General features: G+C 66.8%; 12 protein-coding genes and 1 pseudogene. 7 read left to right on the plus strand and 6 right to left on the minus strand.

Annotation, left to right across the window (positions count from 1 at the left end):
* Positions 1 to 90 precede the first annotated feature (90 nt).
* The 4 genes from V4Y04_RS02555 to V4Y04_RS02565 all read left to right on the plus strand — a co-directional run bounded on the left by V4Y04_RS02555 (position 91) and on the right by V4Y04_RS02565 (position 4,830).
* Positions 91 to 2,994: an NACHT domain-containing protein gene (locus V4Y04_RS02555; protein ID WP_332425523.1), complete on the plus strand. Its 2,904-nt coding sequence runs from the start codon at positions 91 to 93 to the stop codon at positions 2,992 to 2,994.
* A 168-nt stretch (positions 2,995 to 3,162) separates the two neighbouring features.
* Positions 3,163 to 4,134: a Helicase associated domain protein gene (locus V4Y04_RS02560; protein WP_443079935.1), complete on the plus strand. Its 972-nt coding sequence runs from the start codon at positions 3,163 to 3,165 to the stop codon at positions 4,132 to 4,134.
* A 154-nt stretch (positions 4,135 to 4,288) separates the two neighbouring features.
* Positions 4,289 to 4,456 (plus strand): hypothetical protein, encoded by a 168-nt coding sequence (locus V4Y04_RS37645; RefSeq protein WP_435841982.1) that lies wholly within the window; start codon positions 4,289 to 4,291, stop codon positions 4,454 to 4,456.
* Positions 4,456 to 4,830 carry a hypothetical protein gene (locus tag V4Y04_RS02565; RefSeq protein WP_332425525.1) on the plus strand — a complete coding sequence of 125 codons (375 nt, stop codon included), beginning with the start codon at positions 4,456 to 4,458 and terminating at the stop codon, positions 4,828 to 4,830. Before V4Y04_RS37645 ends, V4Y04_RS02565 begins: the two co-directional genes overlap by 1 nt.
* On the opposite strand, the gene V4Y04_RS02570 is transcribed toward V4Y04_RS02565, so the two are convergent.
* Positions 4,790 to 5,431, minus strand: a complete 642-nt coding sequence (locus V4Y04_RS02570) for a hypothetical protein (RefSeq protein WP_332425527.1) — start codon at positions 5,429 to 5,431, stop codon at positions 4,790 to 4,792. The two genes, V4Y04_RS02565 and V4Y04_RS02570, sit on opposite strands and share 41 nt — an antisense overlap.
* Positions 5,432 to 5,672: 241 nt before the next feature.
* On the opposite strand from V4Y04_RS02570, the gene V4Y04_RS02575 reads away from it, so the two are divergent.
* Positions 5,673 to 6,953, plus strand: a complete 1,281-nt coding sequence (locus V4Y04_RS02575) for an ISL3 family transposase (protein ID WP_332425529.1) — start codon at positions 5,673 to 5,675, stop codon at positions 6,951 to 6,953.
* Here the strand turns inward: V4Y04_RS02575 and V4Y04_RS02580 are convergent.
* From V4Y04_RS02580 to V4Y04_RS02590, 3 genes are read right to left on the minus strand one after another with little or no spacing between them, the layout of a single operon-like run.
* The gene (locus tag V4Y04_RS02580) at positions 6,898 to 8,304 is read right to left on the minus strand and encodes a hypothetical protein (protein WP_332425530.1); all 1,407 of its coding nucleotides are present in this window, start codon (positions 8,302 to 8,304) and stop codon (positions 6,898 to 6,900) included. The two genes, V4Y04_RS02575 and V4Y04_RS02580, sit on opposite strands and share 56 nt — an antisense overlap.
* 47 nt (positions 8,305 to 8,351) lie before the next feature.
* On the minus strand, positions 8,352 to 10,322 hold the full coding sequence (locus V4Y04_RS02585; RefSeq protein ID WP_332425531.1) for an ATP-binding protein: 1,971 nt from the start codon (positions 10,320 to 10,322) through the stop codon (positions 8,352 to 8,354).
* The gene (locus V4Y04_RS02590) at positions 10,319 to 11,026 is read right to left on the minus strand and encodes a hypothetical protein (RefSeq protein ID WP_332425532.1); all 708 of its coding nucleotides are present in this window, start codon (positions 11,024 to 11,026) and stop codon (positions 10,319 to 10,321) included. Before V4Y04_RS02590 ends, V4Y04_RS02585 begins: the two co-directional genes overlap by 4 nt.
* Positions 11,027 to 11,755: 729 nt before the next feature.
* Here V4Y04_RS02590 and V4Y04_RS02595 point away from each other — a divergent pair.
* Positions 11,756 to 12,706: a hypothetical protein gene (locus V4Y04_RS02595; RefSeq protein WP_332425533.1), complete on the plus strand. Its 951-nt coding sequence runs from the start codon at positions 11,756 to 11,758 to the stop codon at positions 12,704 to 12,706.
* A 100-nt stretch (positions 12,707 to 12,806) separates the two neighbouring features.
* Complete coding sequence (locus tag V4Y04_RS02600; protein WP_332425534.1) at positions 12,807 to 12,986, plus strand: hypothetical protein; 180 nt, start codon at positions 12,807 to 12,809, stop codon at positions 12,984 to 12,986.
* A 125-nt stretch (positions 12,987 to 13,111) separates the two neighbouring features.
* Here V4Y04_RS02600 and V4Y04_RS37650 read toward each other — a convergent pair.
* Positions 13,112 to 13,423, minus strand: a pseudogene (locus tag V4Y04_RS37650) (hypothetical protein); the annotation flags it as partial.
* Positions 13,420 to 13,908, minus strand: a complete 489-nt coding sequence (locus V4Y04_RS02605; protein ID WP_332425535.1) for a hypothetical protein — start codon at positions 13,906 to 13,908, stop codon at positions 13,420 to 13,422. The pseudogene V4Y04_RS37650 and the gene V4Y04_RS02605, both read right to left, overlap by 4 nt.
* Positions 13,909 to 13,921 lie beyond the last annotated feature (13 nt).

The following is a 13,921-nucleotide window of genomic DNA, read 5'->3' on the forward strand; positions in this document are numbered from 1 at the left end:
CCGGGGAATTTCGCGGCTTTGGTGTTCACCGGGGTTCAGGGCGAACAAAGATGAACGAAGACGGTCGCCCGGGGGACGGAGAAGCAGGACATGGGGGACGTGCACGAGGATCCGTTGGCGGAACTCGCGCTGCGGCTGCGCACCCTCAGGGCGCAGCGGGGTTTGCAGATCGGGGGGTTGCAGCAGCGGACCGGGCTGGGGCGGACAACGCTCAGCCAGGCACTGAACGGCCGCATGGTGCCCTCCGAGGCCACGCTGGTGGCCTTGGTGAAGGCTCTGGGTGCGGATGTGAAGCCGATGCTGGCCCTGCGCGAAGCCGCAGTGCGCCAGCCTGATGTCTCACCGGTAAGAGTGGTGCGCAGACCGGTGCGGCCGAAGGTGGAGCCGTCCTTTGTGGAGCGGTATCTCAACTACGTGGCAGAGCGGCATTCCCAACTGACCGTCGTAGGGCTGGACCTGAGCCGGCCGGAACGTGCGCGCTGGCCACTCGACGCTGCCTACTTGAGCCTGGAACTGGCGGAGCGGCCGGAAGGCTGGCCTGCAGGCGGCGAGGAAGCGGACCGGCCGCCCGTCATGGTGAAGCGTGCCGAGAGTGCGCTGGCCGACTGCCGACGGGTGCTCCTGCGCGGGCTCGCCGGCAGCGGGAAGACAACGCTGCTGCAGTGGCTGGCTGTCGCGACGGCACGCGATGAGCTGCCAGAGGAACTGGCGGGCTGGCGTGGGCAGATCCCCTTCGTCCTGCCCCTGCGGACGCTGGTGCGGCGCGGGCCTCTCCCGGGGCCACACGATTTCCTGTCTGCGGTCGGCACACCGCTGGCTGCCTCGCAGCCTGAAGGTTGGGCCGATGGCGTACTCGCAAGAGGTGAGGCGCTCGTCCTGGTCGACGGGATCGACGAGGTGCCCCAGGAACAGCGGGGTGCCACCCGGGACTGGCTCGAGCAGCTCCTGGCGGCATACCGGGAGGCACATTTCGTGGTCACCACAAGGCCATCAGCTGTTCCCGAAGGCTGGCTCGCATCGTCGCGCTTCACTGAATTGTCGGTGCGGCCTATGAGCACCGCCGACATCGGCGTCTTCGTCGGCCGGTGGCATACTGCCGCCCGGCACAGTACGGCGACCGAAGCCGAACGCGCACAACTGCACGATCTCGAAGCAGCGCTCCAAGTGACAGTACGTGCTCAGCGTGACCTGGCGCAGTTGTCCAGCACACCCCTGATGTGTGCACTCATCTGCGCGCTGCACCGGGACCGCCGCGGCCACCTGCCTCACAGTCGTATGGAGCTCTACGAGGCAGCACTCTCAATGCTGCTCGTACGCCGTGATCTTGAGCGCAGCATCGATGTCCCCGAAGGCATTCAACTCACCGAACACCAGAGCATTCAGCTACTACAGCGTCTGGCCTACTGGCTCATCCGCAACCGACAGACCGAGATGGACCGGGCCACCGCGCTGGCCCTGGTGAGTGACGCACTGCCGGCCATGCAGGCCGTGGCCGAGCAGGGCACTGCCGACCAGGTCCTCACCCATCTGGTCGGCCGCAGCGGACTCCTGCGCCAGCCCACCATGGACGCCTTCGACTTCATCCACCGCACCTTCCAGGACTACCTCGGAGCCAAAGCCGCCATCGAAGCCCACGACTTCCCTCTGCTGGTCAACAACGCCCACGACGACCAGTGGGAAGATGTCATACGCATGGCCGTTGCCCACGCCCGCCCAGCCGAAAGCGCCGACCTCCTTCGCCGTCTCGTCAAACGCGGTGATGCCGAAAGCGAGCACCGGTCCAGGCTCCACCTTCTGGCAGCTGCCAGCCTGCAGTACGCCACCGAAATAGACCCCGACGCCCGCAGACTGGTCGAACAGCGCGCACGCCACCTGATGCCGCCACGCTCCCAGGAAGAAGCAGAGGAGCTTGCCGCACTCGGACCCGGCATCCTGGACTTGCTACCGGGCCCCCAAAGCCTGGAAGGCGACGAAGTCGGCCCCGTAATTCGGACGGCCGCTGCCATCGGCGGCGACCATGGCTACGCATTCCTCCAGCGTTTCGCACAGGCCCTACCTGCCGACACACCCCCCTCTTCGATAGTCGGGGGCTGGGAGAATTTCGAGGCCGACGAGTATGCGCGGGACATCCTACGCCCCTTTAAAGACCACCTAAGTCTGGACGTCAACACTCCCGATCAGCGCAACGCCCTGCGACTACTGGAACCTAACTTCAACGTCACATTTCGAGATGAATTCACTGCTGAGGAAATCATCGAACACCTCTCACCCGAACACACCCATACACTGCGCATCTACTCCGGTAAATCACTGACAGACCTGAGATTCGTCCGCCAACTTCCCGCCTTGGCAGAACTCGCCTTGGCCGAGTGCAGCCAGCTCACACACATCGACGACCTTGCAGGACTTCAACTGTCACGCTTGAGCCTCCTGCAGTTCCCAGACGAAATCTCCTTCGACGCTCTGGCTTCGTTGTGGGACCTTACGGAACTCGCCCTCTACACCCGCCTCCCATGGGACAGCCTGGAGGATATGCCCGCACCGTTGGACTTGACCGCACTGCGCCTAGCTAGATGGATCGATACGCCCCTGCGAGGCGTCTCCAAGTGGCAGCACCTAGAGGATCTGGTAATCAATTCCACACCCACCCCTGCAGAGTGGCGAGAGGTAGCCTCACTGCCTCAGCTGACGGATCTTTACATCTCACAATACGATCTTGCACAGGCACCTCCCATGCATGGCGTGAAACACCTTCAGTTGTCGCCCACAGATTCAGATGCACAACTGGAACTAGTACCTGAGGTATTCCCTAACCTTGAGACCATTTTCATCAACTGCCGCGCTTCCCTGCCTGACATTACCGACATCACACCCCTGAAGCGAAGCACAGCACTACAAATTTCTTTGCATTACGCAAAAAGCGTCGTTGGCATTGAAGAATTCACCTCAGGTACAGTCCACCTATATCCACGCCCCCGGACAACCGACACCTGAGCCGCCCCTTACTCCGGAATGCCGCGCCCACAGTCCGACCTGTCTCCGTAAGGATCCTCAGGCTACAAGGTGTCGCACGCCACGCCCTGTGCTAGGCACGCCCTGCCTAGCAATCAGAACAAACGTCGCTCACGCTCACCCCACCTATAGATAATCGACATCCGAGCGGTGGACAGCGTGGCTCTGCTGGACCCCAAGGGCGCTCCGCACGACATCGTCCAGGCGGTCGGCCGCGCTTTGCGTCAGAAGCCGGGACAGGGAAAGCTCGCCTCTTTGATCGTGCCGGTATTTCTCCAGCTGGAGGAAAATCCGGAGGATATGTTCACCTCGGGATCGTACCGGCCTCTGGTGAAGGTCCTTGAAGGTCTGCGGGCTCACGATGAAGAGGAAATCGAATTGCTGGCCATCCCGCAGGAGCCGCAGAAGGACGTCGCGCAGCCGTCCGAGTACATCGGTGCCGCGCCCGGCGATGACGAGGACGAAACCCGACTGCTGCTGCGTTTTGCGGCTCCGCGTGATCCGGTGATGGTCGCGGACTGGGTGTCCTTCAACGTGATCGACACGGAGAAGCAGGACTGGGCGCGCGGCTGGGCGAAGCTCAAGAAGTTCACCGAGCGTGAGCTTCACGCCCGGGTTCCGTACGAGCACAAGGAGGGGGCGTTCCCGCTGGGGACCTGGGTCGCGGAGCAGCGGCGGGCCTACGGGGCCGGGCAGATGAGCGGCAAGCGCGCTGCGCGGCTGGAGAAGCTGGGCATGGCCTGGTCGGCGGCCGATGCGCGGTTCCAGGAGAACCTGGCGGCGGCCCGGGTGTACTACGCGGAGCACTGGACGCTGTGCGCTCCGAGGTCGGCGGCGGCGCTGGACAAGCCGGTGGGGCAGTGGCTGTCCAACCTGCGCCGCTCGGGTGCGCTGGAGGGCCACCCGGAGTGGGAGGCTGCGTTGAAGGAGATCGACGAGGACTGGAACCCGTCGTGGCCCGCGGAGTGGCAGCGGCACTACGCCGCGCTGCGCGAGCTGGTGCGCGACGAGGAAGGCCCGGCGGAGGTCCTGCCCGGCTTCACTGTGCACGGGATGGACGTCGGCAAGTGGCTGGCCCGGCAGCGGAAGCCCGAGGTGTGGGCGGCCCTGGCGGAGGGGTAGCGCGAGCGCCTGGAAGCCGTCGGCGTCACCCCGCTCGCCGCCGCTCCGGCCCCGGTGAAGCCGGACGTGTCCGCGGGGCCGTCCACGGCGCCCGTGAGCGCCTTCGAGAGGGGTGTTGCGGCCCTGGCACAGTACAAGGGCCCGCACGGGCTCTGTGAAGGTCCCCAGGGCCCACGTAGAGGCGTTGCCGGACGGGACGGAGGTCAAGCTCGGGGTGTTCCTGTCCAACAGCAAGAGTCGCCGGACCAAGCTGACCGTCGACAAGCTGCGGGCGCTGGCCGGCCTCGGGCTGGAGTGGGCGGCCACGGAAGGAGCGGCGTGATGACTACGCCCGAGGAAGAGCGGCGCGTGCAGGACGCTGTGCGGCGGCACGCCCGCACCAGGGCCTTCGCGGAGGCGGAGGACGTCATCTCGGCTCTGCTGTCCGACCCGGGGGTGCGGGAGGCGCGGGCCCGGGTCGAGGCGGCGGAGACAGACCTCGGCATAGAGCTGCGGGCCCGTCTCCAGGCGTTCCAGGACCGCTACGAGCAGGCCGTGACGGAGGGCGACGCGGACCGGCTCACCGAAGTCTGTGCGGGCAAGCACGGCAGCGCGAAGCCCCTACCCGTCCGGGGCGGGGGGCGTGAGTGGCTGCGCGGCCGACCTGGGCTGGTTGCTATGCCGAGAAGTCGCTGGGGGTGTAGCGGTTGCCGGTGACGACGGCTGCCACGACCGCGCGATCAATCAGGGCGTTCGGCGGGCGGTGCTTGGCCAGCCAGGTCAGCTCGTCGACGCGGAGGGTGCCAGCCTTCTTCTTCTCGGTGAGGTCGAGTACGAGCAGCTGGCCGAAGGGAGCGGTGGTGTTGGTGTATTCGGCGGCTTGGGCCAGGTACCTCTTCTCCAGGTAGGCCCGATCGTTGCTGGTGTGGTTCTTTTTGATCTCGGTCAGGTACTGCCGGGATCCGAAGTGGACGAGGATGTCGGCCCGTCCAAGGGCCCGGTTGACGGCCTCGACCTGGACCAGGTGACCGATCTGGCTGCTGAGAAGCCAGACGTAGAAGTGCTGCTGCAGGTCTCCTTCGACGGGGACCAGGTCGCCGTCCGCTTTGTCGAAGCGCCGCCGGTAGTCACGGAACTTGATGCGCTTGCCGTCCGGGCCGGTCCGCCCTTCGCCGAAAGCGGTGGCGGTGTCCAGGTCGGCTGCGGCCCTGAGGAAGTGGACGGTCTGGCCGACCAGGACGGTGAAGGTCCGCCGGGTCTCTCCGACGAAGTCGGGGAACGCTTCCAGGCCGTCCAGGAGACGGTTGAGCAGCGGCACCGCGACGGGGTCGGCGTTGTGTAGCCGGGTGAGGTCTGCGCGATAGGCGAGGTCGTCGATCGCCTTCAGGTCGTCGTCGGTGCTGGTGCGTGCGAGTCGGGCGGTGAAGTCACGTCCGAGTGCTTTTACGGCTCTCCTGTCGGATCCGTGGGTCGTTGACCAGGGCTGATACGCAGAACACGCCGTACCCGGGGTACGTTTCGACTGCTGAAGGTACGAAACGAATAAACCTGGATACGGCGTGCAAAGTAAGAGGATATGGGTTCGGTTGCTCGGTGTCGAAAAGACGCTGATCGAGCAGGTCGAGGCCGAGGAGGCCGACCCCGAGGGCGGTGTCGGTGGTGAGCTGGTGATCGTGGCGCATGTCCGACCGGCGAAGGGCCACAGGCAGCGGTGCGGGATCTGCCGGCGCAAGGCGGCGAAGTACGACGCCGGTGAGGGACGCCGACGCTGGCGGGCCCTGGACCTGGGCGTCATCCAGGCATTCCTCGAGGCCGACGCGCCCCGGGTCTCCTGCCCCGAGCACGGCATAGTGGTCGCCTCGGTTCCCTGGGCGAGACACGGCGCCGGACATACCCTGGCGTTCGACACGCAGGTGGCCTGGCTGGCGACCTGCTGTTCCAAGACGTCCGTCACCCAGCTCATGCGGACCGGGTGGCGCACGGTAGGCAACATCGTCGCCCGGGTCTGGGCGGACGTCGAGAAGTCGGTGGACCTGTTCGCCGGGCTACGACGGATCGGTATTGACGAGATCAGCTACAAGAAGCGCCACAAGTACCTGACCGTCGTGGTGGATCACGACTCCGGGCGTCTGGTCTGGGCTGAGGCCGGCCGGGACAAGGCCACCCTGCGTAAGTTCTTCGACGCCCTGGGCAACGAGCGCGCCGCGAAGCTCACCCACGTGTCCGCGGACGCGGCCGACTGGATCTCCACGGTGGTCGCCGAGCGCTGCCCGCAGGCGGTACGGGTGATGGACCCCTTTCACGTCGTTCAGTGGACCACCGACGCCCTGGACGTCGTGCGCCGTCAGGTGTGGAACGCCGAGCGCGGAGGCAAGGGCAGATCCACCCGGGGCTCAAAGTCCCTGAAGAAAGCCCGCTTCGCGCTGTGGAAGAACCCCGAGGACCTCACGGCCGGGCAGCGGGCCCAGCTGCTCTTCATCGCCAAGGCTCACCCGCTGCTGCACCGGGCGTACTTGCTCAAGGAAGGTCTGCGCACCGCCCTCAAGCAGGGCCCCGACACCACCGAGGCGCTGTGGGACTGGGTGCTCTGGGCCCGCCGCTCACGGATAGCGGCCTTCGTCGAGCTGCAACGCAGCATCGTCAGACACTTCGACGCCATCACCGCCGCCGCCGAGCACGGGCTGAGCAACGGCCTGGTCGAGTCCATGAACACCAAAATCCGACTGATCACCCGCATCGCCTTCGGCTTCAAGGACCCCAAGTCCCTCATCGCCCTCGCGATGCTCAGCCTCGGCGGCCACCGACCTCAACTACCCGGCCGTCAACTCGCAACCCGATGACCCACGGATCCGACAGGAGAGCCGCTTTTACTGCCGCGGGGGCCAGGCGGTGGGCACGTTCGGTCTCCGCTTCGCCAGGCGGTTCCTCGGCGCCGGCGGTGGTTCCGTGCTCCCGCGGGCCTGAGGGCCGTGCTGTCAGTTGCTGTTCCACGCGGGTCAGGAGTTTGGATGCTGCCTCCTGGTCGAAGCCCGTGGTGGGGTGGGTGTCCGGTTCGGTGACGGCGCGGCGGAGCTGGGCGAGGAGGGACTGCTGGCGCAGGAAGGTGTCTTCGATGGCAGGTTCGACGAGGAGGGACATGCCGTGTTCGGCTGAGCCGACAGGGCAGACTGTGCGGGCTGCCTGGTAGGCGGTCAGGACGTGGTCGAGTGCTCCCCAGGGTTCCATCCAGACGGTGTCCTGCAGGTGTTCGGCGGCGTGTTTTAGCTGCAGTACGAGGTGTTCCCAGGCGACTTCTGCGGCCTTCTGGGGTTGCAGCCAGGCGGGTTGGTGCATGCCCCAGCTCCAGGCGTGCCGCTGATTGAGGGTGGTGGCGAGCCGGTCGGCGGCTTCGTTGAGTCTGGTGCTCTGGCCGGCGGTGAAGGCGAGCAGGGCGTCGCATGTGGCGGCGTAGGCGCGGGCGTCGTGTCGGGCTTCCTCGGCGGCGTCTGCTGTGGTGAACCAGGTGTGGGCGGCCTGGAGGTGGTCGATGACCTCGGCCACGGTGCGGGAGGTGAGCGCGGTGCGCAGTCGGTCGTACCCCAGTTCGACGAAGGCGTCGATGTCACTGGCTTCGTCGTTGGAGAGGCGTTCGAGGTAAGAGCGCAGGGTGGCGGTGATGGCTTGCTCGTGGCTGGACCAGCTGTCCAGTCCCAGGCCGATGATGCGAGGCAGGCGTTCGGTGAGGTCCTCTGGAGTGTCGCTCTGCTCCAGTTCCTCCAAAATCCCCCACACCTGGTACGGTTTGACCGATTTGGCTACCGCGAGGCGGACCGCGCCTTCGAGGCGTGCTGCGGCGAGCAGTGGCTGGGTGCCTGTCACTGTGTTGAAGTCGTTGAGGAGTGCTGAATTCAGGGCTTTGGCCAGCTGTTGTGTGGTGGGGGTGCTGGCGAGGAGTGTTTCGAGGGTCGCGGTGGTGTGCAGGAAGCTGGGCTGGCGGGCGAATCCGCCGGGGAATGTGCCTGCGATGTCATGCCAGTCGGCTTCGGCGTGGTCGAAGGCGTGGGTGACCGCTTCGGCCAGCAGGGGGGCGTAGGGGCCTGCGGCGACCGTGTCCATCTCGGCACGGACGGCATCGGCGGGCATACCGAGGCTGGCGAACGTGATCTCCCGGCCTTGTTCGGCCAGGGCGCTGAGTTGCTCGGCCAGACCCATGCCGCCCTCTCCTGTCCTGGTCGTGCGTTTCGTGGGTAAGGGGCTGTTCACCACATGGGGCGGCCCTCGGCTGCCTCGACGATACGGTCCTTGGGCAGTACGCCGTTGGCAAGGGTGAAGTCGGCGGTGGTGATCAGCACCTGCAAGCTGTTCTCGTCAGCCAGTTTCGCCAGTTCCGTGACCAGGCTGTGGGCGTCGAGGTCCTGGATCTCCTCGGCCTTGGGGCTGTCGATCAGCAGCAGGCCCGGGTGGGTGGAGAGGCCGTGTGCCGCTCCGACCCGCAGCAACGCGATGACCACGGCGATACGCAGGCGCAGCCGCTCGCCCGCGCTCAGCTTGCTGAAGTAGTCGGCGACTCCGCCGTCCTTGATGACCTTCAGCTGGGCCGCCCGGTTGATCTCTACCCTCTCCAGGGAGTTGATGCCGAAGCGGCGTCCGAGGTCGGCGATCTCCTTGTTGACGTCCTCGAACAATCGCTCGGCGGCGGACTTGCTGTCGGTGTCCAGGACGGCGATGCCGGCCTTGAGGACGTTGACGATCGTGCTCTCGTAGGGGTCGCTGGTGTTCTCGGGCAGGTCGGGGAGAACGGACAGCGCTCCTTCCAGACGCAGGATCTCTTCTTGGGCCTGGATTCGCTGGGGGAGCAGAAGGACGGACTGGGCCTCGCGCAGGCGTGCTTGGCCGACTGCAAGCAGGTCGGTGAGCCGGGTGAGTTCGGCCTCGGTGGCTTCCAGCGCCTGGCGGGAGGTGGACTCGGCTTCCTTCGCCTGTTCCAGGCGCAGTCGTGCCTCGTCCTGGACCTCTTGCGGGTTGTCGTCCTCGCCGGTGACAAGCCGGGCGCAGACCGCGCAGGCGTGGTGGTCGCGTTCCTGCAAGCGCCGGTCTTCGGCGATCTCCTGGTCGCAGCGGGGGCATGCCTGCGGGTCCAAGCCGTGGAAGAGGAGCCGGGCGGTGAGGCTCTCACTCACATCGTTCAGCAGGCGTTCCTCGCGGCGCCGGTGCTCCACCGCGCGTCGGTGCACTCGCATCAGACCTTCCCAGGTCTCCTGAGCATCGGCCACCTCACCTGCCCGTCGTGCCGCTTCGGCGGCCAGGGAGGTCAAGGATTCGTCCTCGCCGGGGCCCGGCAGCGCGGCCAGTCGGGCGCGGGCCTCGCGCAGCTCGCTCTCTTTGCGTTCGCGTTCCTCGCGGCGCTGCTGGAAAGCGTCGTGGGCGTCGGCTTTGCGGCGTTTGACGGTGGAGTTCCTGACGTCATGGGCGGCGCGTACGCGGGTCAGAGTCGCGGCGGCCGGGAGGTCCAGGAAGACCTGGAGCAGGCGGCCGGGCAGACCGCCCATCATTTGGTCGCCGAGCAGCACCTTGTCGCCGCCGGCAGGCAGGTAGATTGCTCCGTAGTAGGCGGGCCATCCGTGGGCCTGGGTGCCGGTCTCGTTGAGTGTGTTGAGCAGGGGCTGCAGGTCGAGGCGATCGAGCATGAAGGCCTGGATGTGCTGGGCATAGCTCTCGGCGCTGCCGGCGGTAATGAGAGCCGTGATCTGGCCCGTGTCGTCGGGTGTGCGAGCCGCTTCGAGTGAGTCGATGTCGGGGCCGGTCAGTACCTGTGCGCTGACGATCTCGCCGTCAAGGCAGTCAAGGCGGAAGCCGAGGGGCTGGCCGGCCACGACAATGTCGAGGTCCAGGTGGCGAATCCAGTTCCGGACCCCCGATTGGAGGTCACGCGGGGTTCCGCGCAGGCACCAGGTGATCAGTTCCAGGACGCTGGTCTTGCCCCGCAAATTGGAGGCGACCAGTGCCGTCAGCCCGGCGCCGAAGCGGAACGTGGTGTCGAACGGGCCCGGCTCAAGGGACCCGGTGCGCAGGCCGTCCACGCGCATCCGGTGCAGGCGCAGTCCCCTCGGGCGGGCGGGAGTGAGGGTGAGAGGCAGCCCGTAAGTGGCAAAGACGTCGCGGACGTCGACCTCGCTGCTCTTGGCCTGCCGGGCGATCCGGGCCGCAAGAGACTCCTCGGCTTCGGTCACGACTCCCCCTCGTTGTCGTTGGTGGCGCTCTGTGCGCGCAGGGCCTCAAGCCGGGCCCTGGCCCGGGTGCTCACCGATCCGATGCGCGTGCCGCGTGCCGCTTCGGCGTACTCGCGCTGCAGATACTGCCGCTTTTTCAGTGCGGTGCCGCCCAGTCCGTCTGCCAGGGCGACCACCAGGGCGACCCGCTCGACGTAGTAGGAGAACACCGGTGCCTCACTCACCACGCGCTGGGCGATCTGGTCGCCGTGCTGGGTCAGGTAGTAGTCGTGCTGGCGCACGTGGTTGACGGTCCCCCGCCGACGTCGCATGACCAGGCCGCTGCTACGCAGCACCGCGAGCGCGTCGTCAAGCGGCTCGTAGGCGCCGAAATGGTGGCGCAGCATCGGGTACCGACGGACCTCGGGCTCCTCGGAGTCCAGGATCTGCCCCGCGAGCTCCAGCAGGGCCGGCTCCTTGCTCGTTTCGTAGTCAGTGAGCAGCTCATCGGCCAGGTAGTCCGGGTTCCTCAGCCAGAAGTCCAGCTTCTGCAGGCGCACCTGGGTACGGACCACCCCGACCGCTTTGCCGAGGCCGGGGTCAGCGAGGTCGAGGTCTGTGGGTTTCTGGCTGGCGCCACGGATCAACAGCAGGAGGCGCACCGCGTCCTGCTCCCGGCTGGTGACGGGAGCATCCGGGACGGATGAAGCAAGGTCGTTCTCCATCGAGTGATCCTAACGATGATCCACTGCCCGACGTGCGGTTTTCATGACAAGACGGCCAGCAGCCAGGGTGTGCCTGGGCGGAAGGTCACCAGGTGGCGTTCCCCTCGCGCTGGCGGCCGGTGACGGCCACTGGGGGGCTTTGTCGGGGAGGATTCGGGAGGGGCTTCGCTGTGGGCAGCTGTCAGGTGGGCCGGGGTGGAGATGGGACGCATCGAAAACCCCATCGGCTACCGGGGGTCCGGTCGCGGCCGGTCCGCTCGATCGCGTTAGGACTGTCCAAGAGCAGCCGCTCGTCGTTGATGAACGGCAGTCCGGGAACCGGGTGATCGGTGCGCAAACCGTTGGCAACCGGTTGGATCATGCTCACGAAAGTGCCCTCTTTCTGCGGCTCTTGAGCCACCAGGACGGATCACCCTCTGGCATACCTGCTCAACCCCACAGCGCCGGCCTCCTTGCCCGGTGCCCCTGCTGGGATGCCGCCGGGCAGAGGCGCGCCGCCTGCTACTCCGATTCTGACGGCACCGCCCGAGCGCGTCCGATGAATCACCGAACCCGTGCCCTCGTGACCAGGGCTTGTCGAGCTATGTGGCGGCCGGGGTGGGTTCGGTGAGGCGGTCCAGCCGCGTGTAGAGGGCCTGTACGAGGCGGGCGCGGTTCTGGGCGCAGCGGCCTTTTCTTTTGGGCAGGATCGAGCCACGCGGTGACGCTAGCTGGCACTACGGTCTAGGGATGACGACATCACCGTGGCAGCCGCTCTCCGCCCGCGAGGCCAGGCTTCCCGTCGACCGGACGGTCCATGAAGGAGTTCCCGAGCACCTGGAACCGGGACTGCGATCATGGATCCGGGATTCGGTGGTGACGGAATCGCTCGTCCACCGCGTCGTAGCCGCGCTGAAGTTGAACGCCGACGCTCACGTCTTCGACAACAGCCGCCTCCCGTCGAGCGCACATGATCTGTCCAGGGTGCCCGCTGGCCTGCTTCTCGATGTCGTCGACTGTCTGCTCTACCTCAAGGTCGGCGAGGTCGCCCATCACGAGTACCTCGTCAAGCACCCGAACGCAGCCTCTCCCTTGGCGGCAATATTCTCCAAGTCCGCGACGTTCGTGGATCCGGTCGACACACTGGACGCACTGCTCGGCGATGCCGCCTCCGCATACCAGGTTCGCGAGGCCGACGACGTCTCGCACGCCGGCCTGGAGCGGGTCGTCGACGCCACCGTCGCCGACTCCGCCGTCATGGCCATGCAGCAGGCCGAATCCTCCGGCCGCGGCGACGCCAGCTTCTATCTACGCAGTTCCTGGGCCAAGGCGTACGCCCTGCACCCCGACTCAAGTGGCGCTTACGTCGATGCGGTGCGGGCAGTAGAAGATGTCGCGATCCCCCTGTACGCGAGCACCGATCCCCGGGCGACCCTCGGCTCCGTCATCCGTGAACTGGATCGCAACGGAACGACCTACTCGATGGTGATCCTCGACAACAATGCGGTCCCCGCCAAGGTCGACACGATCCTCTCCCTCATGAAACTCCTCTGGCACGGACACCGCGACCGACACCCCGGAGGACAGACCAGCGCACCCATCACCCCGGAAGCCGCCCAGGCCGCCGTCCACATCGCGGTGCTCCTCGTCCAGCTCCTCAGCACTTCCGCGGTGACAAGAAGCCTCCCACCCCAACCGTGACACCAGGACGGGCGCTGCTCCCCGCCGACCGACGGAAGGACACGCGTCGCCGCGGGCAGCCAGCGCGGGCTCAGGTCGAGGCGGCCGATACGGAAGTTCGGTGTGGAACTGGGTGCCCGTCTCCAGCCATCCCAGGCCCAGTGCGACCAGGCCCGTGCGCTGGGGGCGGCTCTGCGTCCTGCCCGACGGTCACGAGACCTCGATGGAGGAACCGCACTGGGGCCGCAACAGCGAAGGCCGGCCGATCGCGTGGGTGGGCAGCGCACCCGACAGCTGGTGAGCGAGTCCGCACGAGAGCTGCACATCCGCCTCACCCGGCGAGCCGCCGAAAACAATCAGCGAAGCCGGACAAGGTGAACCCGGGCGACATCTGTCCAGTCCTCCGGGGAACCTCAAGGTCAGCTTCCCCCGGGCGTCGGTCTTCCCGCGTCCGACTTCCTGACCGGCGGGGTCCAGGAGGAGGAACGAGGCTCCTGCGAGGGGATCGCCGGCCGAGTCCGTCTTGGTGATGGCGATGCTGCCGGCGTCGAGGGCGGGAGTCTCGGTGGGAGCTGTAGAGACAGGGGGCGTTGGCTCGGTCGGCTGAGCGGTCGCGGTGGGCGCCCAGGTGAGGGTGCTGGTCACCGCGGTGGCGAGTGCAGCGGATCGGACGGCGCCGCGGACGATACGAGCGTGCACGAGAAAGGGGGTTCCTTGATCAGGTTGTGGGGAGGTCATCGGGTCCGGCCAGGACCTGGACCCGGAGGAGGCAGGACGGTCTTGTGAGCGGTACGGCCAGCAGCGTGGCTCGGCGTCGATGCCTGCCACACGCCGGGGAACCAGACGGCGGTGTACTGCTCGATGGCATCACGCAGCCCGGTGGTGACGGCGCCCTCCCACGGCGGCTGGCCGGGGCGATGGTGCTTGTCGAACGTGCCGTACTGCTTGTTGTTCGCGGAGGTGTGGTGGGCTTCGTCGCGGCGGTGGAAGGTGCCGTGATCCACGAAGCTGAGTGCCACCGCATCGATCTCGCCCCGGTTCGCGTGGAGGACCGTCAGGCGCAGGCCGCCGTAGGTGTCCGCGTGGATGGTGTCGGTGAAGCCGATGCGCAGCCACAGCGGTGCGCCCGCGACGGGGGTCGCGTAGTAGGTGTTGCCCACGACGGTGCTGTGGGTGAAGGGGAGGCACAGTTCGGCGAAGAACTCGGGGGCCTGCAGGGACAAGAGGGGTCTCCGG

The organism is Streptomyces sp. P9-A2, from assembly GCF_036634175.1.
Lineage (GTDB): Bacteria > Actinomycetota > Actinomycetes > Streptomycetales > Streptomycetaceae > Streptomyces > Streptomyces pratens.

Coding starts and splice junctions, on each gene's coding strand:
- V4Y04_RS02565 (WP_332425525.1), top strand. CDS start 4,456: ATGACTACGCCCGAGGAAGAGCGGCGCGTGCAGGACGCTGTGCGGCGG.
- V4Y04_RS02590 (WP_332425532.1), bottom strand. CDS start 11,026: ATGGAGAACGACCTTGCTTCATCCGTCCCGGATGCTCCCGTCACCAGC.
- V4Y04_RS02595 (WP_332425533.1), top strand. CDS start 11,756: ATGACGACATCACCGTGGCAGCCGCTCTCCGCCCGCGAGGCCAGGCTT.
- V4Y04_RS02555 (WP_332425523.1), top strand. CDS start 91: ATGGGGGACGTGCACGAGGATCCGTTGGCGGAACTCGCGCTGCGGCTG.
- V4Y04_RS02580 (WP_332425530.1), bottom strand. CDS start 8,304: ATGGGTCTGGCCGAGCAACTCAGCGCCCTGGCCGAACAAGGCCGGGAG.